21 protein-coding genes are annotated in these 22,705 nt (G+C 73.9%); 13 read left to right on the plus strand and 8 right to left on the minus strand.

Going from position 1 to position 22,705, the window contains the following annotated elements; all coding sequences use genetic code 11:
• Nucleotides 1-149: 149 nt before the first annotated feature.
• Nucleotides 150-1,022, minus strand: a complete 873-nt coding sequence (locus ACIPXM_RS06955) for an alpha/beta fold hydrolase (RefSeq protein WP_401652812.1) — start codon at nucleotides 1,020-1,022, stop codon at nucleotides 150-152.
• 150 nt (nucleotides 1,023-1,172) lie between these two features.
• On the minus strand, nucleotides 1,173-1,781 hold the full coding sequence (locus ACIPXM_RS06960; protein ID WP_401652814.1) for a CGNR zinc finger domain-containing protein: 609 nt from the start codon (nucleotides 1,779-1,781) through the stop codon (nucleotides 1,173-1,175).
• A gap of 389 nt (nucleotides 1,782-2,170) precedes the next feature.
• Here ACIPXM_RS06960 and ACIPXM_RS06965 point away from each other — a divergent pair, with 389 nt between their 5' ends.
• The 6 genes from ACIPXM_RS06965 to ACIPXM_RS06990 all read left to right on the plus strand — a co-directional run bounded on the left by ACIPXM_RS06965 (nucleotide 2,171) and on the right by ACIPXM_RS06990 (nucleotide 9,780).
• Nucleotides 2,171-3,382, plus strand: coding sequence for an acyl-CoA dehydrogenase family protein (locus ACIPXM_RS06965; RefSeq protein WP_401652816.1), 1,212 nt, complete (start codon nucleotides 2,171-2,173; stop codon nucleotides 3,380-3,382).
• Nucleotides 3,383-3,505: 123 nt separating this feature from the next.
• A complete protein-coding gene (locus tag ACIPXM_RS06970) occupies nucleotides 3,506-5,047 on the plus strand; it encodes an MFS transporter (RefSeq protein WP_401652818.1) in 1,542 nt (513 codons plus the stop codon).
• 259 nt (nucleotides 5,048-5,306) lie between these two features.
• Complete coding sequence (locus ACIPXM_RS06975) at nucleotides 5,307-5,843, plus strand: flavin reductase family protein (protein WP_401652819.1); 537 nt, start codon at nucleotides 5,307-5,309, stop codon at nucleotides 5,841-5,843.
• A 140-nt stretch (nucleotides 5,844-5,983) separates the two neighbouring features.
• Entirely contained in the window at nucleotides 5,984-7,519 is a 1,536-nt protein-coding gene (locus ACIPXM_RS06980; RefSeq protein WP_401652821.1) for an FAD/NAD(P)-binding protein, read from the plus strand.
• A 113-nt stretch (nucleotides 7,520-7,632) separates the two neighbouring features.
• Complete coding sequence (locus ACIPXM_RS06985) at nucleotides 7,633-8,457, plus strand: class II aldolase/adducin family protein (protein ID WP_401652823.1); 825 nt, start codon at nucleotides 7,633-7,635, stop codon at nucleotides 8,455-8,457.
• A 192-nt stretch (nucleotides 8,458-8,649) separates the two neighbouring features.
• The gene (locus ACIPXM_RS06990; protein ID WP_401653654.1) at nucleotides 8,650-9,780 is read left to right on the plus strand and encodes a prephenate dehydrogenase; all 1,131 of its coding nucleotides are present in this window, start codon (nucleotides 8,650-8,652) and stop codon (nucleotides 9,778-9,780) included.
• Nucleotides 9,781-9,926: 146 nt separating this feature from the next.
• On the opposite strand, the gene ACIPXM_RS06995 is transcribed toward ACIPXM_RS06990, so the two are convergent.
• The 5 genes from ACIPXM_RS06995 to ACIPXM_RS07015 form a co-directional block, all read right to left on the minus strand.
• The gene (locus tag ACIPXM_RS06995) at nucleotides 9,927-10,427 is read right to left on the minus strand and encodes a DUF6328 family protein (RefSeq protein WP_401652824.1); all 501 of its coding nucleotides are present in this window, start codon (nucleotides 10,425-10,427) and stop codon (nucleotides 9,927-9,929) included.
• Between the two features lie 135 nt (nucleotides 10,428-10,562).
• Entirely contained in the window at nucleotides 10,563-10,688 is a 126-nt protein-coding gene (locus ACIPXM_RS07000) for a hypothetical protein (protein WP_401652826.1), read from the minus strand.
• A 103-nt stretch (nucleotides 10,689-10,791) separates the two neighbouring features.
• Nucleotides 10,792-12,639 carry a cation acetate symporter gene (locus ACIPXM_RS07005; protein ID WP_401652828.1) on the minus strand — a complete coding sequence of 616 codons (1,848 nt, stop codon included), beginning with the start codon at nucleotides 12,637-12,639 and terminating at the stop codon, nucleotides 10,792-10,794.
• A 195-nt stretch (nucleotides 12,640-12,834) separates the two neighbouring features.
• Nucleotides 12,835-13,131 (minus strand): hypothetical protein, encoded by a 297-nt coding sequence (locus ACIPXM_RS07010; protein WP_401652830.1) that lies wholly within the window; start codon nucleotides 13,129-13,131, stop codon nucleotides 12,835-12,837.
• Between the two features lie 110 nt (nucleotides 13,132-13,241).
• Complete coding sequence (locus tag ACIPXM_RS07015; RefSeq protein ID WP_401652832.1) at nucleotides 13,242-13,634, minus strand: hypothetical protein; 393 nt, start codon at nucleotides 13,632-13,634, stop codon at nucleotides 13,242-13,244.
• A gap of 133 nt (nucleotides 13,635-13,767) precedes the next feature.
• On the opposite strand from ACIPXM_RS07015, the gene ACIPXM_RS07020 reads away from it, so the two are divergent.
• The 4 genes from ACIPXM_RS07020 (at nucleotide 13,768) to ACIPXM_RS07035 (ending at nucleotide 16,874) form a co-directional block, all read left to right on the plus strand.
• Complete coding sequence (locus ACIPXM_RS07020) at nucleotides 13,768-14,220, plus strand: cell division protein SepF (protein WP_401652834.1); 453 nt, start codon at nucleotides 13,768-13,770, stop codon at nucleotides 14,218-14,220.
• Between the two features lie 316 nt (nucleotides 14,221-14,536).
• Nucleotides 14,537-15,760, plus strand: a complete 1,224-nt coding sequence (locus tag ACIPXM_RS07025; protein ID WP_401653655.1) for an ATP-binding protein — start codon at nucleotides 14,537-14,539, stop codon at nucleotides 15,758-15,760.
• An 82-nt stretch (nucleotides 15,761-15,842) separates the two neighbouring features.
• A complete protein-coding gene (locus ACIPXM_RS07030; RefSeq protein WP_401653657.1) occupies nucleotides 15,843-16,238 on the plus strand; it encodes a nucleotide pyrophosphohydrolase in 396 nt (131 codons plus the stop codon).
• Between the two features lie 126 nt (nucleotides 16,239-16,364).
• A complete protein-coding gene (locus ACIPXM_RS07035) occupies nucleotides 16,365-16,874 on the plus strand; it encodes a DUF6099 family protein (RefSeq protein WP_401652836.1) in 510 nt (169 codons plus the stop codon).
• Between the two features lie 12 nt (nucleotides 16,875-16,886).
• Here ACIPXM_RS07035 and ACIPXM_RS07040 read toward each other — a convergent pair whose 3' ends face one another.
• The gene (locus ACIPXM_RS07040; RefSeq protein WP_401652838.1) at nucleotides 16,887-17,081 is read right to left on the minus strand and encodes a hypothetical protein; all 195 of its coding nucleotides are present in this window, start codon (nucleotides 17,079-17,081) and stop codon (nucleotides 16,887-16,889) included.
• A gap of 300 nt (nucleotides 17,082-17,381) precedes the next feature.
• Here ACIPXM_RS07040 and mmuM point away from each other — a divergent pair, with 300 nt between their 5' ends.
• Genes mmuM through ACIPXM_RS07055 form a run of 3 tightly spaced genes read left to right on the plus strand, consistent with a single transcriptional unit; the run spans nucleotide 17,382 to nucleotide 22,460 of the window.
• On the plus strand, nucleotides 17,382-18,299 hold the full coding sequence (gene mmuM / locus ACIPXM_RS07045; protein WP_401652840.1) for a homocysteine S-methyltransferase: 918 nt from the start codon (nucleotides 17,382-17,384) through the stop codon (nucleotides 18,297-18,299).
• A 43-nt stretch (nucleotides 18,300-18,342) separates the two neighbouring features.
• On the plus strand, nucleotides 18,343-19,878 hold the full coding sequence (locus ACIPXM_RS07050; protein ID WP_401652842.1) for a 3' terminal RNA ribose 2'-O-methyltransferase Hen1: 1,536 nt from the start codon (nucleotides 18,343-18,345) through the stop codon (nucleotides 19,876-19,878).
• The gene (locus ACIPXM_RS07055) at nucleotides 19,875-22,460 is read left to right on the plus strand and encodes a polynucleotide kinase-phosphatase (protein ID WP_401652843.1); all 2,586 of its coding nucleotides are present in this window, start codon (nucleotides 19,875-19,877) and stop codon (nucleotides 22,458-22,460) included. The genes ACIPXM_RS07050 and ACIPXM_RS07055 overlap by 4 nt, the downstream gene beginning before the upstream one ends.
• The last annotated feature ends 245 nt before the right edge of the window (nucleotides 22,461-22,705 follow it).

The raw sequence follows: 22,705 nt of genomic DNA on the forward strand, positions 1-22,705 counted from the left end.
TGGGGGGGGGGGGGGGGGGGGGGGCGGGGGGGGGGGGGGCGGGGGGGGGGGGGCGGCGCCGGGGGGGGGGGCCCCCCCCCCCCGGGGGGGGGGGGGGGGGGGGGGGGGGGGGGGGGGGGGCCCCCCCCCCCCCCGGCCGTGGCCGCCGCTCAGGCGGGCAGCCGTCGGCCGAGGAAGTCCTCGACGAGCTCCGCGATCTCGGCGCAGTGCGTCTCCAGGGCGAAGTGCCCGGTCGGCAGCAGCCGCACCTCGGCCTCCGGAAGATCGCGCCGGAACGCCCGCGCGCCCTCCGGGCCGAAGATCTCGTCGTGGGCTCCCCAGACGGCCAGCAACGGCACCTGGCTCACCCGGAAGTACCGTTGGAACAACGGGTAGTTGTCCAGGTTGCTGGCGTAGTCCCGGATGAGCCGGAGTTGTACGTCGACGCTGCCCGGGTGGCGCAGCGCCGCCGCGTCGAGGTGCCAGGCGTCCGGGTCGAGCAGGCTCTCGTCCGGGACCCCGTGGGCGTACTGCCAGCGCACCCCCTCCGGGGTCAGCGCCTGGCGCACGGCCGGTTCGTTCGCCGGGCTCGGGTCGTCCAGGTAGGCGCGGACCGGCTTCCAGAACTCCGGTACCAGGCCGTCCAGATACGCGTTCCCGTTCTGGCTCACGATCGCCGTGACCCGCTCGGGGTGGGCGCTCGCGAGCCGCCAGCCGATCGGCGCGCCGTAGTCGTGGACGTACAGCGCGAAGCGGGTCAGCCCGAGCCGCCGGGTGAACGCGTCGGTGATCTCCGCCAGTCGGGCGAAGGTGTAGTCGAACGCGTCCGGGGACGGCCGCGCGGAGTGCCCGAAGCCGATGTGGTCCGGCGCGATGACCCGGAAGCGGCCCGCGAGGCGGCCCATGAGGTCGCGGAACGACCGGGAGCTGGCCGGGAAGCCGTGGAGCAGCAGCAGGACCGGCGCGTCGGGCGCGCCGGCCTCCCGGTAGAACACGTCGAGCCCCTGCACGGCGACCGTGCGGTGGCGGATGCGTGGATCCATGGATGTCCCTTCGCTGGTGGACTTCTGGCGTTCCAAGTGCCGGGAGGTGTACGGGCCGTCCCGGCCCCGTGCCCGCCCTCGCCGCGCGCCCCGCCCGCACCGGCGCACCCGCTTTCACCGGCGCACCCGCTTTCACCGGCGCACCCGCCCTCATCGCGTGCCCCGCTGTCTGGCGTAGTGGCGCGCCACCTTCGCGCGGTTGCCGCACCGCGCCATCGAGCACCAGCGGCGGGTGCCGTTGCGCGAGGTGTCGAGGAAGTACCGGGCGCAGTCCGGGCGGCCGCAGCGGCGGATCCGGTCCGGGGCCGTGGCGAGCAGGCGCAGGAAGTCGTGCGCGGCCGTCCACGCGGCGCCCCAGGACGGATCCGCGAACTCGGCCCGCTCGCCCGGCCCTTCGGCGGTCAGCGTGGGCCGGATCCGGCCCCGCCGCAGGATCGCGTCGAGCTGCCCGGCGGCCGCCGCGGAGTCCGGTGCCGCGAGGACGGCCGCCAGCGCGCGCCGGGTGGCGCGTACCGCATCCAGGGACGCGGCGTCGGCGGGGAAGCGGTCCGCCAGGCCGTGACCGGCCAGCCAGGTGTGCAGTCCGGCCGGAGTGGTGAGCAGGTCCTCGTGCCGCCCGTCCTCCTGCCGCCGGGTGTTCAGGAGGTCGAGGGCGAGGGGCCGGCCGAGGTCGCGCGGGAGCCCGGGCGGCAGCCCGAGCGGGATCCCCAGGGGCCGGCCGAGGTGGGCGCCCGGCAGGCGCGGATCGGCATCGCTCATCGCACACCCGCCTCCTTCCGGCCCGGTGCGGACGCGGCACGCGCGCGGCCCGGCGCAGGCTCGCCCCGGTCGGCCCGCTCCCGGCCCGGCCGCCATGGCCCGCCCGCCATGGTCCGCATCGCGCCAAGGCGCGGCCCGGCGCTCCGCTTCTAACCACTCAAGCGTACGTGACCGGTTGCAGCGGTGTATCTCTAACCTCTAAAGTCGATTCCGTTGGTTAGACCCTGCGGTGTGTGCGGACGGATCAGAACGCGTGCGCGTACACGTCAAAGGCGAGAGGTCGCCGTCCCTAGCGTGAGGACGGCGCCGCCCGGCAGGCTCCTCTGCCGCTCCACCGCCCGGACGGCGCGCCCGAACAGACATGAGCACGCACGTACTGGAGGGGTTCCATGACTGTCACGCAGACTCTCGATCCCACGACGGGCGACCAGCGCGTCCCCAACACCCCGGCCGAGATCCTGGCGCGGGCGCGGGCCGTGGCCCCGCTGCTGCGCGAGCGCTCGGAGGAGATCGCCCGCAACCGGCGGCTGCCCGCCGACGTCGTCGAGCTGGTGCGCGGCACCGGCGTCTTCCGCATCGGGATGCGGAAGGAGTGGGGCGGGCCCGAGCTGACCTTCGCCCAGCAGTGCGAGGTCGTCGAGGCGCTGTCGTACGGCGACTCGGCGGCCGGCTGGTGCGGCATGATCGGCATGGACACCTGGATCTACGCGGGCTATCTCGACGAGTCCGTGTCCCGGGAGATGCTCGCCAACCCGGACGCCATCACCGCCGGCCTGATCTTCCCCGTCGGCCGCGCCGACCGGGTGCCCGGCGGCTACCGGGTCAACGGCCGCTGGCCGTTCGGCAGCGGCGTCACCCACGCCGACTGGGTCGTCGGCGGCTGCGTGGTGCACACCGACGGCGAGCCGGAGCCGGGCCCCGGCGGCGCCCCGGTGAACTGGCGCCTGATGATGGTCCCGCGCCGGGACATCGAGCCCGTCGACACCTGGCACACCACCGGCCTCGCCGGCAGCGGCAGCATGGACTACCAGGCCGTCGACCTGTTCGTGCCGGAGCGCAACACCTTCGACTTCACCACCCCGCGCGGCTCCGGCCCGCTGTCCGCCCCCGACGCGTTCCTCGGCAATGTGCCCGGGGTGCCGCTGGGTGTGGCGCGGGCGGCGCTCGACCACGTCCGCGAGCTGGCGGTCGGGCGGGTCGAGAAGGGCACCGGAGTCCCGTGGGCCGAGAGCTACCGGGTGCAGACGGCCATCGGCCAGGCCGAGATGGAGCTGGCCGCGGCCCGCTACGCCGTCTACGGCACGCTCGACGACCTGTGGGACCGGCTGTCGTCCGGCGTCCCGGCCACACCCGACCAGCAGGTGTCGTCCGCGCTGGCCCGCGTGAACGCCTTCAAGACCGCCCGGTCGATCGTCACCCGGCTCGCCGACCTGGTCGGCACCGCCTCGATCTACCGGACCTCCCCGCTCGACCGCTGGTACCGCGACCTGCACACGATGTGCCAGCACATCCTCGCGCAGGAGCAGATCGTGCAGTCCGCGGGAGCGCATCTGCTCGGGGGGACGCCGCTGGCGCCGTTCCCCCTCGGGCTCAAGGGCTGACACCGGCACGGTGAACGGCGGTCGGCGGGCGGGGTGTTGGCCGTGTTGGCCCGCCCGCCGACCGCCCGGCCGGGCGACGGACCTGAAGTGACCGGCAACCGACGAGATGATGAGGACAGCGAGATGACAGCAACTCCCAGTGAGGCAGAGGTCGGTGCGACGCCCGCCGGAGCGGGCGGTACGGGCACCGGCAAGGCGGACGGTGGCGACGCGGGCTCCGGCGCGGCGAACGGAGGCGCGGCGAACGGCGGCAAGTGGGGCCTTCGCGAGTGGGGTCTGCTCGTCAGTGTCTGCGCCGCGTTCTTCCTCGACGCGCTCGACAACATCATGGTCGGCATCGCGGTCCCGCCCATCCAGGCGGACCTCGGCATGAGCACCGAGTCCGTGCAGTGGGTGGTCAGTTCGTACGTCCTCGGCTTCGGCGGCTTCCTGCTGCTCGGCGGCCGGATGGCCGACCTGCTCGGCCGCCGCCGCATGTTCCTCCTCGGCGTGGCCGTCTTCGCCGTCGGATCCCTGGTCGGCGGCCTCACCCACGAAGGCATCGTGGTGATCGTGGCCCGGTTCGTGATGGGCATCGGCGCCGCGTTCACCGCACCCGCCAGCCTCTCCATCATCATCACCAGCTTCGCCGAGGGCCCGCAGCGCAACCGCGCCGTCGGCATCTACACCGCCTGCGGCGCCGTCGGTTACTCCACCGGCGTCATCGTCGGCGGCGCCCTCACCTCGATCAGCTGGCGCTGGACCTTCCTGCTGCCGGTCGTCGTCGCGGTCATCGCCTTCGCCGGCGCGCTGTCCCTGGTGCCCCGCGACCCGCGCTCCGCGGCGCGCGGCGGCAGGTTCGACGTGACCGGCGCCATCAGCGTCACCGCCGCGATGCTGCTCTTCGTGTACGGGATCGTCGAGGCCCCGAACGCCGGCTGGACCTCCGCGCGCACCCTGGGCACGCTGGCCGCCGCGCTCGTCCTGCTCGCCCTCTTCGTCGTCGTCGAACGCCGGGCCGCCCAGCCGCTGTTGCGCCTCGGACTGCTGCGCAACCGGGCCCTGGTGGGCGCGAGCCTGGTCGCCGCCGCCATCCTCGGCACGTACATGAGCTTCCAGTTCATCGGCGGCCTCTACCTCCAGTCGCTGCGCGACTGGTCGCCGATGGAGATGGCGCTCGCCTTCCTGCCCATCGGCCTGCTGATCATGACGATCGCCCCGCGCGCCGGGAAGCTCATCGCGCGCTTCGGCATCCAGTGGATGATCTTCGCGGGCTTCGTCGCCTACACCGCCTCGTACCTGCTCTTCCTGCGGATCGACGAGACGTCCTCGTACCTCTGGGTCATCCTGCCGAGCATCGTGCTCATCGGCATCGCCTTCCCCTTCTCCTTCCCCGCCGCCAACGTCCAGGCGACCAACGGCGTGGACGACTCCGAGCAGGGCCTGGCGGCCGGTGTGCTGCAGACCGGCTACCAGGTCGGGGCCGCCATCGTCCTCGCGGTCGTCACCGCCACCATGGCGGGCGACGCCGACAAGAACGACACCGCCGCCACCCTGACCGGCTACCACCACGGCCTCTACGTGGTCACCGGCATCTCCGTCCTCACCATGGTGCTCACGCTCGTCGCGGCGCTCCGCGCCTCGGCACGCGGCCGCACGGAGGCCGCCGCCTCGGCCACCCGGTAACCACGGCCACCCGGTAACCACGGCCACCCGGTCTCCGAAGGCCCAGCACCACACCGGGCCGGCGCCCCCTCGTTCCCTCGTACGGGAACGGGCGGGGCACCGGCCTTTTCGCTGCCCGAATTCCGGGACCGGAATTCCCCGGACAAGCGTGGACCGGACATTTCCGGTGCGCACCTCTGCAAAGAAAGAACTCACCCGGTCGGTAACGTCTTCGACGGAGAACGAGTTTCTCCATTTCCGCAGCCGGAGAGGACCTTTCATGGGTGACCTGTCATCGGCCGATCGTCCCGCGATCGCCGTGAAAGACGATCTGCGTTCCGTCATGCGTACCTTCGCCACCGGCGTCTGCGTGGTCAGCACTTACTCCGACACGGAATCCACGCGTCGGCACAACGCGCTGACCGTCAATTCACTGACGTCCCTCTCGCTCGACCCGCCGCTCGTGGCCCTGAGTATCCGCCGCGATTCCACGTTCGTGGCCGATCTGCTCGCGTCCCGGGTATGGGCCCTTTCCATTCTCGACGGCGGCGGCGAGGACCTCGCGAGGATCTTCGCCCGCCCCGCCGAGGAACGCGAGAAGGCGCTGCGCAGTCTGCCCGCCGAACCCGGCGAGCACACCGGCGCGCTGCTCCTCGACTCCGCCGCCTGGCTGGAGTGCCGCCTCCACGACCAGCTCGTCACCGGGGACCACCTGCTGTTCGTCGGCGAGGTCGTCGGCGCCGGGGTGCGCGACTCCCGGTCGGCGCTCACGTTCCTGCACGGGAAGTTCCGGCGCGTCGACCAGCACGCGATGTGAGCGGACCGGAAGAGCCCCGGGAGGGCCCGGGGAGAGCCCCGGAGGAGCCCGGGAAGAGCCCGGGGAGAGCCCGGGGAGAGCCCGGAAGAGCGACCGGCCGCGGAGCTCCGCGGCCCCAGTATTCGAGAGGTGGCTGAGAAATGTCGGGAATATCGATCGCCGTGGTCGGCGGCGGAGCGTCCGCCGTCTGCCTCGTCGACGCACTCGCCCAGGCGCAGAACCCGTCGGGCAGCATCACGGTCTTCGAGCCGTCGCCGAATCTGTGGCGCGGGCGGGCCTATCAGGTCGACATCGACACCATCAAGGTGAATGCGCCGCCGGAGGACATGTCCGTCCGCGTCGGCGACCCCGGACACTTCCGGCGCTGGCTGGAGACGAGGGAGCGGGTCGTCGAAGGCTTCGCCAGCGCCGACCCGTACTCCGGTACGCGCTTTCCGCCCCGCACCGTCTACGGCGAGTACCTGGAGCAGTCCGCCTACGCGGCCCTCGGCGAACTGCGCAGGAACGGCTGGCGCGTCGACCTCGTCGGCGCGGCGGTCACCGAGGCCCGGCGCTCCGCCGACCAGGTCCACCTGCGCACCGGCGGCGGCCCGGCGGGCGCGTTCGACTACGTCGTGCTGTGCGTCGGCGGCGACAGCCCCATGGACGCCTACGGCCTCGACGGCGCCCCCGGCTACCTCACGGACCCGTACCCGATCTCCCGCGGCCTGCGCGGGATCGGCCCCCGGGAGGAGGTCGCGGTCATCGGCAGCGGCCTGACCGCCGTCGACATCATCCTGGCCCTCGCCGACCAGGGGCACCAGGGACACATCCGGCTGCTGTCGCGGCGGGGCGTGCTGCCCGGCGTCCGGCAGCGGCCCATCGAGGTCCGGCCCCGCCACCTCACCAAGGAACGGATGCGGGCGCTGGCCGCGGGCGGCCACGAGCTGACCCTCGGCGAGTTCGCGCGGATGGTGTGGACCGAACTCCGCGAGGCGGGCGCGGACCTGGACGCCGTCCTCGCCGAGATCACCCATCTCGACAAGGAGGCCCCGGCGGACCGGCTGCGGCGCCAGCTCGCCGCCGTGGACTCGCCCGACCCGGGACTGCGGGTGCTCCAGCACGCCGTACCCGACATCGGCCCCGACGTGTGGCCGCTGCTGCGCGACACCGACCGGGTCGAGCTGCTGCGCTCCCACTACCGCACCATCATGAGCCTGTGCTGCCCCATGCCGCCGGCCAGCGCCGCCGTGCTCCTGGAACTCCTCGACGCGGGCCGCCTGAGCATCCACGCCGGGCTGCGCAAGGTCGCGGAACGCGCCACCGGCGGCTTCGAGCTGATCACCGAGGACGGGCCGCCGCTCGGCGCGGACCGGGTGGTCAACGCGGTCAACGCCGCCAAGGGCCGGATCACCCCCGGCGCGCTGCCGCTGGTGACCACGATGACACGGGCGGGCGTCGCCGACCGCCACCCGCTCGGCGGACTGCACCTCGCCCGCGCCACCAGCCGTCTCGTCACCGCGGGCGGCCACGACCCGCGGCTCTACGGGCTCGGCACCATCGGCGCCGGTTCGCTCTTCTTCACCTTCGGCGTCCCGTCCCTGGTGGACCGCGCCGAGGACATCGTCGCCGCCATCCTCCAGCACGCGCGGGACACCCACGCGGCCCGCTCCGAGGACGTCCTGCTCCCCGCCTAAGCGCACCTTCCCGGATCCCGGATCCCGGATCCCGGATCCCGGATCCCGGATCCCGGATCCCAGAGATCAGATCCCAGATCCCAGATCCCAGAGATCAGAGAGAGGAAGCCAGCATGACCACGACGACCGCCCCCACCCCCGAGCCGCCCCGCGCGGAGTTCCTCGCCGACACCGCGACCGGACTGCCGATCCCCGGCGAGCCGGTGTTCACCGACCCCGACGACACCCGGCGGCACCGCAAGCAGCGACTGGCCGCGGCCTTGCGGCTGTTCGGCAAGTACGGGTTCGGCGAGGGCATCTCCGGCCACATCTCGGTGCGCGACCCCGAGCACCACGACCAGTTCTGGGTCAATCCGTTCGGCGTCTCCTTCAAGCACGTCACCGTCGGCGACCTCATCCGCGTCGACGCCGAGGGCCGCGTGGTGGAGGGCAGGCACCGGGTCAACCCCAGCGCCTTCGTCATCCACTCCCAGATCCACGAGCTCCAGCCCGGGGCCACCGCCGCCGCCCACGGTCACACCGCCCACTCCCGCGCCCTCGGCTCCCTCGGCCGGCTGCTCGAACCCATCGACCAGGAATCGGCCGCCTTCTACGGACGGCAGACGCTGTACGAGGACTACGAGGGCCCGTCCGTCTCCCTGGAACAGGGCCGCGACATCGCCGAGAAGCTCGGCGACAACCGGGCCATCCTGCTCCGCCACCACGGCCTGATCACCGTCGGCGGCTCCCTCGACGAGGCCGTGCACTGGTTCTTCACGTACGACAGCTGCGCCCAGGTCCAGTTGCTCGCGCACGCCGCCGGTACGCCGAAGCCGTTCACGCACGAGCAGGCCGTGGCGGCCGGGGAGGGCTTCGGCGACGCCCAACTCGGCTGGTTCAGCTTCCAGTTGCTGTGGGACGAGATCGTCCGCGAGGAGCCCGACCTGCTGGCGGAGTGAGCCCGTACCCACCCCAGGCACACCGGCACACCGGCACATCGGCACATCGGCACATCGCGGCGGTGGCGGCGACGCCCGCCCCCGCCGCACCCGGCCCGTCCCGACCTGTCCCGCCCCGCATCGCATCGAGGAGTCCATCGTGCACAGGAACCGTCCGCTGCCCGCCGCCGCACCCCTGGAGGAGACCCGATGATCCGCACGGCAGCGGTGGTGGGGACCGGCCTCATCGGCACCTCGGTGGCGCTCGCGCTCGCGGACCGGGGTGTACGGGTCCACCTGCTCGACGCCGACGAGTCGGCGGCCCGCACGGCCGCCGCGCTCGGCGCCGGGCTCGTCGGCGCGCCCGACGAGCGCGTGGACATCGCCGTGGTGGCCGTGCCGCCCGCCCACGTCGGCGAGGTCCTCGCCGCCCAGCAGGCGAACGGCCTGGCCCGCAGCTACACCGACGTGGCCAGCGTCAAGACCGGACCCGAGCGGGACGTGCGCAAACTCGCCGACCCCGCCCGGTACATCGGCGGCCATCCCATGGCCGGGCGCGAGCAGTCCGGGCCGCTCGCCGCCTCGGCCACCCTCTTCGAGGGCCGCTCCTGGGTCCTCACCCCGACCCCGGAAACCTCCAAGGACACCCTGAACCGCGCCCTTGAGGTGGTCGCGCTGTGCGCCGCCGTCCCGGTGGTCATGGAGAGCGACGCCCACGACCGCGCGGTCGCGCTGGTCTCCCACACCCCGCACCTGGTCGCCGCCCTGATGGCGGCGCGCCTCGCCCACCTGCCGGACGACGCGGCCCGGCTCGCCGGGCAGGGCCTGCGGGACGTCACCCGGATCGCCGGGAGCGACCCACGGCTGTGGACCGACATCCTGGACGCCAACGCGGCGCCGGTCGCCGAGGTCCTGGAGGCGCTGGCGGCGGACCTCGCCACGACGGTCGCCGCCCTGCGCGCCCTCACCGCCGACGACACCGACACCCGGGTACGGGGCGCGGCCCGGGTCGCCGACCTGCTGAGGCGCGGCCGGACGGGCCACGGCCGGCTCCCCGGCAAGCACGGCGAGAAGCCGTCCCGGCTCGCCCCCGTCCACGTCCTCATCGGCGACCAGGCGGGCGAACTGGCCCGTCTCCTGTCCGGCGTGGCCGATCTGGACGTCAACGTCGAGGAGGTGTCCATCGACCATTCGCCGGCGGAACGCAGCGGCCTGGTCGAACTGCTCGTCGCCGCCTCGGCCGCCCCGCGGATGACCCGTCACCTCACCGAGGACGGCTGGACGGTCCACCACCCGGCCACGACCCCCACGCCCACGGGCGGCACGGCCGGGGCACGCCCCTGATCTCCAGCTCCATCCGGGCCTGCGTCGCCCCCTGGCACCAGTGGACGCCGAAGCCGAAGGCCAGGTGGTGGCGGGCGTCGGCGCGGAGGTCGAGGGCGGCGGGCGGGGTGCGACAGGAGCCGTCGTCGCGCTGGGTCCGTGGACGGTCAGCGCTGCTGGAACGGGCGGCCGTGGCGCATCCGCTGCCACAGCGGCAGCCCGAACCACACCCAGGACATCGCGCTGAACAGCACGACCGCCGCGATCGCGGATTCCGACGGGCCGAGCACCACGTCCACGACGAGCACCAAGGCGCTGGTCATCGACAGCATCAACAGGGCGAGCCCGGTGAGTGCGAACCCGTGGCACAGACTCAGCAGCCGGTGCTTCAGGCCGTGCCGGAACACCACCCGGTGGAACGGGGCGGGAGCGGTGAGCAGCGTCGCCGCGGCGAACGCCAGCATCAGCGTGACCACGTACTGGTACGCCTGCACGGTGGTGATGTCCAGGAACCGCGGCGAGAAGGCCAGGGTCATCAGGAAGCCGAGCAGGAACTGGACCCCGGTCTGTGCCACCCGTACCTCCTGGAGGAGTTCGGCGTACGCCTTGTCGAACGTCGCCTGTGCCTCGGGGGTGTGGATGGGGGTCTGGAGGGGCATGCCGGGCATCGGGGGTGTCCTTTCGCAGGAAGGTGCTTGCGGACTGTTCATGTCAACGGCGCGCGCGCACCAAGGGTTCACCTCCGCAGGTGAGTCAGAGGCACGGCACCGCGACCGACAGCACCTCGGGCGCGACCTGGAAGGTCACTTCCAGCCGTTCCCGAACCGGGCGCGGACCAGCTCCGAGGACTGCTCGACGGAGCGCGACTCCTCGGCGAGGGTGGTGCAGTCGCCGTGCCGCCGGACCGCCTTGCGGGCCGCGCCGGTCATGCGCTGTCGCTCCTCCGGGTACGGGGATGCCGCCAGGTACGAGGACGGGGGCGGGTCCGGGCGCCGCCCGTGCCGGGCCCCTGATCGAGGCCCGGAGCGCGGGTCACGTGCCCGGGTCCGGGCCGTGCGCGGCGTCGTGTTCCGCGCGGCGCGGTCCCGGCACTGCCTGCCGCGTCTCCTGGGCCTCCCGGGCCTCCCGCGTGTTCGACACCGGCCGGAACCGCACCGACGGCTCCTCCGCCCGTCGCTCCTCCGGCAGATGCAGCCGCGCCATCACCAGGTCCGTGCCCGCCGGGATCCGGTTCCGGGTGGCGAGCGAGACCAGGATCATCGTTCCGAACGCCAGCGGCACCGTCCACACCGCGGGCCAGGCGAGCAGCGTGTGCGCCCAGCCGTCGCTGAACGGCCCCGCGATGGTCAGCGCGACGGCGGTCAGCGCGCTGCCGCCGCCGGTGAGCAGCCCGGCGACGGCCCCGGGCGCGGTCAGCCCGCGCCACCAGATGCCGAGGACGAGCAGCGGACAGAACGAGGACGCGGCCACCGCGAACGCGAGCCCGACCGCGTTGGCCACCGGCAGCCCGCCCGCCGCCATGCTCACCGTGACGGGCACGGCGACCGCGATCAGCGTCGCGAGCCGGAAGTGCCGCACCCCGAGCGACGGCAGCACGTCCTGGCTGAGCACCCCCGCCACCGACAGCGTGAGCCCGGACGCCGTGGACAGGAACGCGGCGCACGCCCCGGCCGCGACCAGGGCGCCCAGCAGGTCGCCGCCGACGCCGCCGATGACCCGCTCGGGCAGCACGAGCACGGCGGCGTCCGTGTTGCCGGTGAGGACGAGGTCGGGGGCGTAGATCCGGCCGAGGAAGCCGTACAGCGGCGGCAGCAGGTAGAAGCCGCCGACCAGCGCGAGCACGATGACGGTGGTGCGGCGGGCGGCCCGCCCGTCGGGGTTGGTGTAGAAGCGGACCAGGACGTGCGGCAGCCCCATGGTGCCGAGGAAGGTCGCCACGATCACGCCGTACGTGGTGTACAGCGGGTGGGCGTCCCGGCCACCGGACAGCGGCGCGGCCCAGCTCGACGCGCCCTCGCGCGGCCCGGCGTCCGACTCGCGCTGCGGCACCCGCGCCTTCGGCGGGAAGCGCAGCGTCGTCCCGCCGGTGATCTCGTGCACCCCGGTGCCGAGCGCCACCGGGTCCCCGTCGTGCCGCGCGCCGTCCACCGTCCCGGTGACCCCGACCGTCAACGGCTCCTGGATCCGCACCCGTACCGTGTGCTCGACCGTCACCCGGGTCTGCTCGCGGAACGCCGGTGGCTCGTCGAGCGCGGCGACCGGCCGCGGGTCGCCGAGCCAGGCCAGCACCAGGAACAGCGCGGGCACGAGCAGCGCGATCACCTTCAGGCAGTACTGGAACGCCTGCACGAACGTGATGCTGCGCATCCCGCCCGCCGCCACCGCGAGCGTCACGACGACGGCGACGAGCACCCCGCCGAGCCAGCCGGGCGCGCCGGTGACCAGGCCGAGGGTGAGGCCCGCGCCCTGGAACTGCGGCAGCAGATAGAGCCAGCCGACCCCGACGACGAGCACGCTCGCGACCCGCCGGGCGGCCTTCGACTCAAGCCGTGACTCGGCGAAGTCGGACAGCGTGTACGCGCCGGAGCGGCGCAGCGGCGCGGCGACGAACACCAGCAGGACCAGATATCCGGCGGCGTACCCGACCGGGAACCACAGCATGTCGAGGCCCTGGGCGACGACGAGCCCGGCGATGCCGAGGAACGAGGCCGCGGACAGGTACTCGCCGCTGATCGCCATCGCGTTGAGGTGCGGCGGCACGGTGCGGGAGGCCACGTAGAAGTCGGAGGTGGTGCGGGAGATCCGCAGCCCCGCCGCTCCGATCACCAGTGTGGCCAGGACCGCGGCGGTGACGGCCACGATGCCGTACGTCTGGTTCACTCTGGTTCACCTCGAAGCCGCACTCATGTCGTGTCCTCCGACCGGCGATGATCACGCTTCGCGGTGGAGTGTACGCACCGGGAAACCCGGCGGACAGGGCCCTGTCACGCAGCGGCCCAAATTTGCGCAACATCTGAGCTTCGGGCGTGTGTCCGGTCGGCGGTACCGGTCGGCGGTACCGGTCAGCCGCGCCGGTCAGCCGAGGCCCGGGTCCTGGTCGCCGCGGGTGAGGTCCCGGAGGTCGCCGTGGGCGATCTCCAGCTCCACGTACGACTCCTCGGCCTTGCGGAACGCGATCTCCAGCGCGGCCGCCGCGCGCGGCCCGGCATGCGCGCGTGCCGTCGCCCGCAGCTCGTACAGGACGTCCGCCCAGCGGCCCGCCGCGGCCTTCAGCTCGGCGAGCACGGCGGTCAGTTCACGCGCGTCGCCGGGCACGTGCGGCGGCAGTGCGCGCAACCGCTCGACCAGTTCGTCGACGTCGGACAGGGACATGGAGCCACGGTAGACGGGCCGGGCGGCCGGACGCGCCGGATCCGGCGCCCCAGTCCGTGAGCGGCGGCAACGGGGCGGCGGACGGCCCGCTCCGTGCGCCGGGCGGTCCCCTACGACCTCAGCGGGCGCCGACGGGCGTCAGCGGGGGCCTCCGGCGCCGCCGACAGCCAACGCCACCGCGGCCGTTCCGTCACCAGCGTCGCCGTCGCGAGGACCGACACCGCCACCGCCGCCCAGACCGGCCACACCACCCAGGCCGCGGCCACCGCCGCCGCCAGCTGCGTCAGCACGAGCAGAATCGTCACCGCACCCGGCACCGCCACGATCACCTGCGCCTTGTCGCCCGGCGTCGAGAACACCGTCGGCAGCCCGATCAGGACCACCACCGACAGCACCGCCAGCACCCAGGAGTACGCCGCGAGCGCCCACGGCGTCGCCACCCACGCCACCAGCTCCGTCGCGAAACGCAGCACCGAAGCCCGGCTGTCATCAGGTCGTTCCACAGTGTTCCCCCATGTCGGAGTCCGTGCCGAGTGCGGCGGCGGGAGATCATAGGCCGTGCCGTCGAACGGCCGGGCACCGAGTCCGTTCGTGTCGGTGTTGGGCCGAACGGGTGAGGAACGGGAGGATGGGCGCATGAGTAGGTACGAGAGGTACGACGTCACCGACGAACAGTGGGAGGGCCTGGCCCAGGTCGTCCCGCTGCGCGGCCGGGACGAATGGCCGTCCAGGGTCGACCACCGCACGATCCCCGAGCAGTACGAGTCCGCCGAACAGCGCCGGATGGTCGTGCTGCGCGTCCAGGTCTTCGCCGACGCCCGCGAGGTCGCCGAGTACCTCATCGCCCAGATCCCCGTGCTGCTCGACCTGACCAGCGCGGACACCGAGGTCGCCAAGCGCATCCTCGACTTCAGCAGCGGCGTCGTCTTCGGCCTCGGCAGCGGGATGCACCGCGTCGACCGGAACGTCTTCCTGCTCGCCCCGGCCGGCACCGAGGTCGACGGCGCCGAGGGCTCGGACGACGCCGAGGGCTCCGCCGCCACCGAGCGGTACGACGGCGTGGACACCGGCGCGGTCCCTCGTTCGTAGGAAGGTCCGTCAGCCGTAACGGTTCGGCGCGCGGGCGGCTGCGTACGGTCCGGGCATGACCACCACCGGCGGCACCGCCCCCGACGCCCCCGACCGCACGTACCACCCCACCGCCGAACCGCCGGCCGGTCCCGCGCCGGGGCCCGTACCGACGCCGGGACTCGTCCCCGCGCAGGGGCGGCCGCGGGCAGCGCCCCGCGCCCCGTCCGGGTTCGGGTCCGGGTTCGGGTCCGGGTCCGGAACGACGACCGCCGGTGGGGGCGGGGGCGCGGGTGCGGGTGCGGGTGCGGGTGCGGGTGCGGGTGGGGGCGTTGGGGTGGGCGCCGTCCGGCGGCGCCCACGCGGCGCCCACCCGCCGGGCGCCTACCCGCCGGGCGCGCGCCCGGCCGCCGTCGCCAGGCCCGCCGTCACCGAACTCCGGCTCTCCTCCTTCGGCGTGCACCGCGGCACCGTCCTGCCGCTCGGCCCGGTCACCCTGCTGCGCGGCCCCAGCGGCAGTGGCAAGTCCACCGCCCTGCGCGCGTACGAGATCCTCGCCGGGCTCGGCGCGGGCGCCGGACTCGCCGAGGCGCTGCCCGACGCCGCCGACCGCATCCCCGAACGCGCCCGCCCCGACGCCCAGGGCAGGCGCGGCCTGCGGATCGGCTGCACCGTCGACGGCCCCGCGGGACCCGTCGACCTCGACCTCGCCGTCCAGGTCGAACCCAGCCTGCGGATCGTCGGCGAACGCCTCACCGGACCCGGCGGCCGCACCCTCCTCACCACCGCGCTGCGCGACCCCGGACGCGGCACCGTCCAAGCTGAATGGCACACCGCGGGCACCACCCCCGTCACCCGCGCCCCGTTCCCCGACGACCTCCTCGGCACCGCCCTGCTGCCGCTGCGCGTCGCGGGCAAGACCCCGGGCCAGCGCGAAGTCCTCGCCGCGGCCGAACAGGTCGTCGTCGGGCTCCGCGCCGTCTTCGCCTGCGACCCCCAGCCGCGCGGGATGCGCGCCCCGGTCCCGATCGGCGCCGGACGGCTGCGCCGCGACTGCCGCAACCTCGCCGAGGTGTTGCACCGCACCGCCGCCGAATGCCCCCGACGGCACGCCCGGCTCGCCGCGTTCGCCGCCGCGACCTGCCCGGGGCCCGTCACCTCGCTGGGTTTACGGGAGACGGCGGACGGTTCGCTCGTCCAGGCCGTCCTGGAACGCGCCGCCCGCGGCTCCGCGGCGGCCACCCCGCTCAGCCGCCTCGGCGACGGCGAACTCCGCACCCTCGCCCTCGGCCTCGTCCTGCTCACCGGCCCCGGCGTGCTCGCCGTCGACCCGGTCGCGGAGGTCCCGCAGGCGATGCAGACCCTGACCGTCCTCGCCGACGGCCTCGACCGGGGCCAGGACCCGCGCCAGACCCGCGCGTTGCTGGCGCTCGCCGCCGAGATCTGCGCCGAGGGGCATCTGCGTCTGGTCGGGACGGTGGGGGAGCAGGTACGGGACCTCCCGGGGGGCTCGGAGGCCGGTGGGTTGACAGTGGTAGACCTGGCGGGTGACCGAACCTGATCAGACCCCGTCCGCGTCCAGCCCGTCGGCGTTCAGGCCGTCGGCGTCGGGCCCGGCCTCGGCCGGCCTTGACCTCGACGGGCTGCAGCGGCGCCTCGTCGACTTCGCCGCGGCCCGCGCCTGGCAGCCGTACCACACGCCCAAGAACCTGGCCGCCGCGCTCAGCGTCGAGGCGTCCGAACTCCTGGAGATCTTCCAGTGGTTGACGCCCGAGGAGGCGGCCGGGGTGATGGCCGACCCGGACCGCGCGCACCGGGTCGCCGACGAGGTCGCGGACGTCCTCGCCTATCTGCTGCAGTTCTGCGCGGTGTTGGGCGTCGACCCGCTCGCCGCGCTCGCCGCGAAGATCGACCGCAACGAGACGCGCTTCCCGGTACCGGCCCGTGATGCGGACGCGGCCGGTCAGGAGGCCGGGGCGACGCCCGCCGAGCACCCCGAGTCACCTGACATCGACAGTCATCGTCACTCTTCGGAGTGATCGAGTTTTCCCCAAGAAGCTTCCTGTCCACAGATTTCCGAATTCCCCTGGTGTTTGGGCTCAGCCCGCCTCACGCTGGGTAATGGAATGAGTGAGCGGTAAGTCAGGGGAACGGGGGCGGCGTTGATGGAAGCGGAGCGATTGATCGCGACCGGGCGGCACGAGCTGGCCGAGGCCCGGGTCGTACTGGACATCGTGGTGGAAGCCTGGCAGGCGCAGGCGCTCGCCCAGGCGATAGGAAGCCAGCTGGCGCTCTGCGGCCCGCTGGAGCTGCGGAGCGAGGCACGGGGACTCAGTGAGACGAGCGGCGGGCGGGCGACGGTCGAGCACCCCGCGCTGCGCGGCGGCGGCCCACGGGCCGCGCGGCTCACCGCCGTCACGGACGCCCGCGCGGCCCTCACCGCGCTCGGCGCGCTGCTCGGCGAGGTGGGCATCGCGCTGGTCGGCGTGGCCTGCGCGACGGACGAGGAAGGGCTCTACTGGCAGTGCATCGAAGCCATCGACGCCGCCGACGAGGCGGGCGACCGCGTCCGCGCCATGCTCCGGCGGCTCGCCGTCCGCGACCGCGAGCGGGCCCGCGACCGCCCGCCCGACCCCGCCCGGGGCCGCGCCGGCCCGACCGCGGGCCCGCGCTGACCGCCCCCGGCGTCAGACGGAGCGCTCGTCGACGGAATGCGCCGCGTCGCGCGGGGTGCCCGAGGACTGCAGGTCGGCGTCGAGTTGGGACAGGTCGGCGGTCAGCGCCGCCATCAGTTCCTCCATCTGCTGCAGCAGCCCCTTGGGGGCACCGCCCGACGCTGCCGGCGCCTGTACGGGCTGTTCCGGCACGGCTTCCTGGGACATGGCGGCCTCCTCGGCCCGGGGCACTTCGGCCAGCGAAGGCCCACACGAGAGAACGACGCACCGACAACCTCCGCCGGCACGCGGGCCGGGCGGTCCGGCTCCGCCCGAGCCAACGACCCCCGGGCGCCGCCGGTCACTGGCCTGGCGAGATGCCGCCCGTCAGGGGGGTGGATATTCACCCGACCGAGCCTGCGGAGATCATCGGCTGACGTCGGGGTTGACGCGGTGGTGCGGGCGGTGCGGATGCGGGGCGCTGCGCGGGCGGGAGAGGACTGGGTGCTTGGTGGGTAGGACAGGGGGATGAGGCCGACGCGTATGCTCGCCGCCGCGCTCGCCGAGGGCGCGCTCGTGCTCGACGGTGGGTTGTCCAATCAGCTGGAGGCGCAGGGCTGCGACCTGTCCGACGCGCTCTGGTCGGCGCGGCTGCTCGCCGACGCGCCCGAGCAGATCGAGGCCGCCCACGCGGCCTACGCCAGGGCGGGCGCGCAGGTTCTGATCACCGCCAGCTATCAGGCCACCTTCGAGGGCTTCGGGCGGCGCGGGCTCGACCATACGGACGTCGCCCGGCTGCTCGCCCGGAGTGTGGAGCTGGCCAGGACGGTGGCCGACGGGCACCCGAGGGACATCTGGGTGGCGGCGTCCGTCGGGCCGTACGGGGCGATGCTCGCCGACGGCAGCGAGTACCGCGGCCGGTACGGGCTCTCGATGGTCGAGCTGGAGCGTTTCCACCGGCCGCGTCTCGAAGCGCTCGTGGCGGCGGGGCCCGACGTGCTCGCTCTGGAGACCGTGCCGGACGCGCAGGAGGGCGAGGCGCTGTTGCGGGCGGTGAGCCGGTTCGAGGTGCCGGTGTGGCTGTCGTACACGGTGGAGGGTGCCCGTACCCGTGCCGGGCAGCGGCTTGAGGACGCGTTCGGGATCGCCGAAGGGGTCGATCAGGTGGTGGCGGTCGGGGTGAACTGCTGCGATCCGGCCGACGCCGCCGACGCCGTCGAGATCGCCACCGCCGTGACCGGCAAACCGGTCGTGGTCTACCCCAACAGCGGCGAGCGCTGGGACGCGGGCACCCGCCGCTGGCACGGCGGCGCGACCTTCGCCCCGGCGGTCACCGACGGCTGGCGGTCCGCGGGGGCCCGGCTGATCGGCGGCTGCTGCCGGGTCGGCCCGGACACCGTCGCCACCCTCGCGCGGGCGCTCGCCGGCGGGGCCGCGCCCCGCTGAAATGCGTTGTGGCGGGGCGGTCCCCGAGGTCATCCTTGAACGCATGTTCCTGACGATCAGCACCACCGGCACCGCGGAGAGACCTGCCACCGACCTGGGCTTTCTCCTGCACAAGCATCCGGAGAAGGCGCAGTCCTTCGCCACCGCGCACGGTACCGCGCACGTCCTCTACCCCGAGGCGAGCGCGGCGCGGTGCACCGCCGCCCTGCTGCTCGACGTGGACCCCATGGCGCTGGTGCGCCGTGGCAAGGGCAAGGGGCGCGGCGGCGCACCGGACGCGGCGCTCGCGCAGTATGTGAACGACCGGCCGTACGCCGCGTCCTCGCTGCTCGCGGTCGCCCTCGCCAAGGTGTTCAAGACCGCCCTGCACGGCAGCTGCACCGCCCTGCCCGAGCGCGCCGCCGCCCCGCTGCCGCTGCGGATCGAGGTCCCGGCGCTGCCCGCGCGCGGCGGCGCCGCCCTGGTGGCCCGGCTGTTCGGGCCGCTCGGCTGGTCCGAGGTGTCCGCCGAACCGGTCGCGCTCGACCCGGAGTTCCCCGCCTGGGGCGACTCGCGGTACGTGCGGCTCGTGCTGACCGGTGAGCTGCGGCTCGCCGACGCGCTCAACCAGCTGTACGTGCTGCTGCCGGTGCTCGACGACGCCAAGCACTACTGGGTGGCGCCCGACGAGGTCGACAAGCTGCTGCGCGCCGGGGACGGCTGGCTCGCCGACCACCCGGACCGGCAGCTGATCACCAGCCGTTATCTGTCCCGTCGTTGGGGGCTGACCCGCGCGGCGAACGAGCGTCTGGAGCTGGTCCGGCTCGCCGAGGCGGACGGTCTGGACGTCGAGGACGTCGACAACGCCGTCGACGAGACCACCGACACCGAGGACCGTCCCGTCCCGCTCGCCGAGCGACGCCGCGAGGCGATCCTCGGCGCGCTGCGCGCCGACGACGCCGCCCGGGTGCTCGATCTGGGCTGCGGCCAGGGCCAGTTGGTGCAGGCGCTGCTGAAGGACGTGCGCCACACCGAGGTCGTCGGCGTCGACGTGTCCGCGCGGGCCCTCGCGGTCGCCTCCCGCAGGCTGCGGGTCGAACGGATGGGCGAGCGGCAGGCCGGCCGCGTCAAGCTGCTCCAGGGCTCGCTCACGTACACCGACAAGCGGCTCACCGGCTACGACGCCGCCGTGCTCAGCGAGGTGATCGAACACCTCGATCTGCCCCGGCTGCCCGCCCTGGAGTACGCGGTGTTCGGCTCGGCCCGGCCCCGCACGGTGATCGTGACGACGCCGAACGTCGAGTACAACGTGCGCTGGGAGTCGCTGCCCGCCGGGCAGGTGCGGCACCGCGACCACCGCTTCGAGTGGACCCGGGCGGAGTTCCGTGACTGGGCGGCGAAGGTCGCCGCACGGTACGGCTACGGCGTCGCGTTCACCCCGGTCGGCCCGGACGACCCCGAGGTCGGCCCGCCCACCCAGATGGCAGTGTTCACCCGGACCGACGGCACCGAGCACGCCACCACCGAGCACGACGCCATCGAGCACGACGCCATCGATCACACCACGACCGACCGGGCCCCGAAGGAGGACGCGGCATGACCGACACCGAAACCGACAACGACGCCACCGCCCCCGCCGCCCCGCGTGCGCTGGCCGTCACCGACCTTTCCCTCGTGGTGCTGATCGGCGCCACCGGCTCCGGCAAGTCGACGTTCGCGCAACGGCACTTCAAGCCGACCGAGGTCGTCTCGTCCGACTTCTGCCGCGGGCTCGTCGCCGACGACGAGAACGACCAGGGCGCCAGCAAGGACGCCTTCGACGTCCTCCACTACATCGTGGGCAAGCGGCTCGCGGCCGGGCGGCTCGCCGTCGTCGACGCGACCAACGTGCAGCGCGAGGCACGCCGCCAGCTGGTCGAACTGGCGCGCCGGTACGACGTGTTGCCGATCGCCGTCGTGCTCGACCTGCCCGAGCAGGTGTGCGCCGACCGCAACGCGCGGCGCGCCGACCGGGCGCACCTGCCCCGCCGGGTGATCCAGCGGCACCGTGCCGAACTGCGCCGCTCGATGAAGGGACTTGAGCGCGAGGGCTTCCGCAAGGTGCACGTGCTGCGCGGTGAGGCGGAGGTGGCGGCGGCCGAGGTGGTCAGGGAGAAGCGGTTCAACGACCTGCGGCACCTGACCGGACCGTTCGACATCATCGGCGACGTGCACGGCTGCCGCTCGGAGCTGGACACGCTGCTCGCGAGGCTGGGGTACGTCGACGGGCGCCACCCGGACGGCAGGACCGCCGTGTTCGTCGGCGACCTGGTCGACCGCGGCCCGGACAGCCCCGGTGTGCTGCGCCGCGTCATGGGCATGGTCGCGGCCGGGGACGCGCTGTGCGTGCCCGGCAACCACGAGAACAAGCTGGGCCGTTGGCTGCGCGGCCGCAAGGTCCAGGAGACCCACGGGCTCGCCGAGACCATCGAGCAGCTGGGCCGCGAGCCCGAGGCGTTCCGCGCCGAGGTGTCGGCCTTCATCGACGGTCTGGTCAGCCACTACGTCCTCGACGAGGGCAGGCTCGTGGTGTGCCACGCCGGGCTGCCGGAGAAGTACCACGGGCGCACCTCGGGCCGGGTGCGGTCGCACGCGCTGTACGGCGACACCACGGGCGAGACCGACGAGTTCGGGCTGCCGGTGCGCTACCCGTGGGCCGAGGAGTACCGGGGCCGGGCGGCCGTGGTCTACGGGCACACGCCGGTGCCGACCACCTCGTGGGTCAACAACACGCTCTGCCTGGACACCGGTGCGGTGTTCGGCGGGCGGATGACGGCGCTGCGCTGGCCGGAGCGCGAGCTGGTCGACGTACCGGCCGAGCGGGTCTGGTACGAGCCGGTACGGCCGCTGCTCGCGGACGCGGCGGCGCCGGGCGGGCACGAGGGGCGGCCGCTGGACCTCGAGGACGTGCACGGGCGGCGGATCGTGGAGACCGCGCTGCTCGGCAAGGTGTCGGTGCGCGAGGAGAACGCGGCGGCGGCTCTTGAGGTGATGAGCCGGTTCGCGGTCGATCCGCGGCTGCTCGGCTACCTGCCGCCGACGATGGCGCCGACGGCCGTGTCGCGGGCGGAGGGCTATCTGGAGCACCCGGCGGAGGCGTTCGCGCAGTACGCGGCGGACTGTGTCGAGCGGGTGGTGTGCGAGGAGAAGCACATGGGTTCCCGGGCCGTCGCGCTTGTCTGCAAGGACGCCGGGGTCGCGGCGGAACGGTTCGGCACGGCCGTGGCCGACGGGGTGACCGGCGCCGTGCACACCCGTACCGGACGGCCGTTCTTCGACGACCCTGCCACCACCGAGCTGGTGCTCGGGCGGCTGCGGGCGGCGATCGACGCGGCCGGCCTGTGGGTGGAGCTGGACACCGACTGGCTGCTGCTCGACGGCGAACTGATGCCGTGGTCGCTGAAGTCGCAGGGGCTGCTCCGTTCGCAGTACGCGGCGGTCGGCGCGGCCGCGCGCGCCGTGTTCCCGGATGTCGTCGGGGCGTTGGAGCGGGCGGCCGGGCGCGGGGTGCCCGGTGTCGCCGAGTTGCTGGAGCGGCAGCGCGAACGGGCCGTGGACGCGGGCGCGTTCACCGACGCGTACCGGCGGTACTGCTGGCCGACGGACGGCCTTGACGGGGTGCGGTTCGCGCCCTTCCAGGTGCTCGCGGCGCGCGGCAGGTCGCTCGGGGCCGTGCCGCACGACCGGCAGCTGGCCTGGCTCGACCGGCTGGTCGAGCACGACCCGACCGGGCTGCTCCAGAGCACCAGGCGCCTCGTGGTCGACCCGTCCGACGCGGACGCGGTGCGGGCCGGTGTCGACTGGTGGCTCGGGCTGACCGAGGCGGGCGGCGAGGGCATGGTCGTCAAGCCGCTCGCGGCGGTGGTGAAGGGACGTGACGGGCGCCCGGTGCAGCCGGGTGTGAAGGTGCGCGGCCGGGAGTACCTGCGGATCATCTATGGCCCCGAGTACACCCGTCCGGACAACCTGGAGCGGCTGCGCGGCCGGTTCCTGGGCCACAAGCGTTCGCTGGCGCTGCGTGAGTACGCGCTGGGCCTCGAAGCCCTGGACCGCCTCGCGGCGGGCGAGCCGCTGTGGCGGGTGCACGAGGCGGTGTTCGCGGTCCTGGCGCTGGAGTCGGAGCCGGTGGACCCGCGTCTGTAGCCGCCCCGCCAGGGGCGGGCGCGACCCCGAGGCCGGTCCCGGATCCGCTCCGGGACCGGCCTTCGGCCTGCGCCGACACCGGTCGGGGAGTGCTCCGGTTACGGGCCGGTGCGCGGCAGGTCACGGAGTGGACACAGGGGGCGCAAGGGGGCGGAAAAGAGCGCTCCCTTGCGCCCCTCGTGATCGCGCGGACCGCGTTGACGCGATTCTGTCGGTGGCCCTAGCGTTCTTCACCCCACGGAGTG

The organism is Streptomyces sp. NPDC090025 (genome assembly GCF_044748125.1).
Taxonomy (GTDB): domain Bacteria; phylum Actinomycetota; class Actinomycetes; order Streptomycetales; family Streptomycetaceae; genus Streptomyces.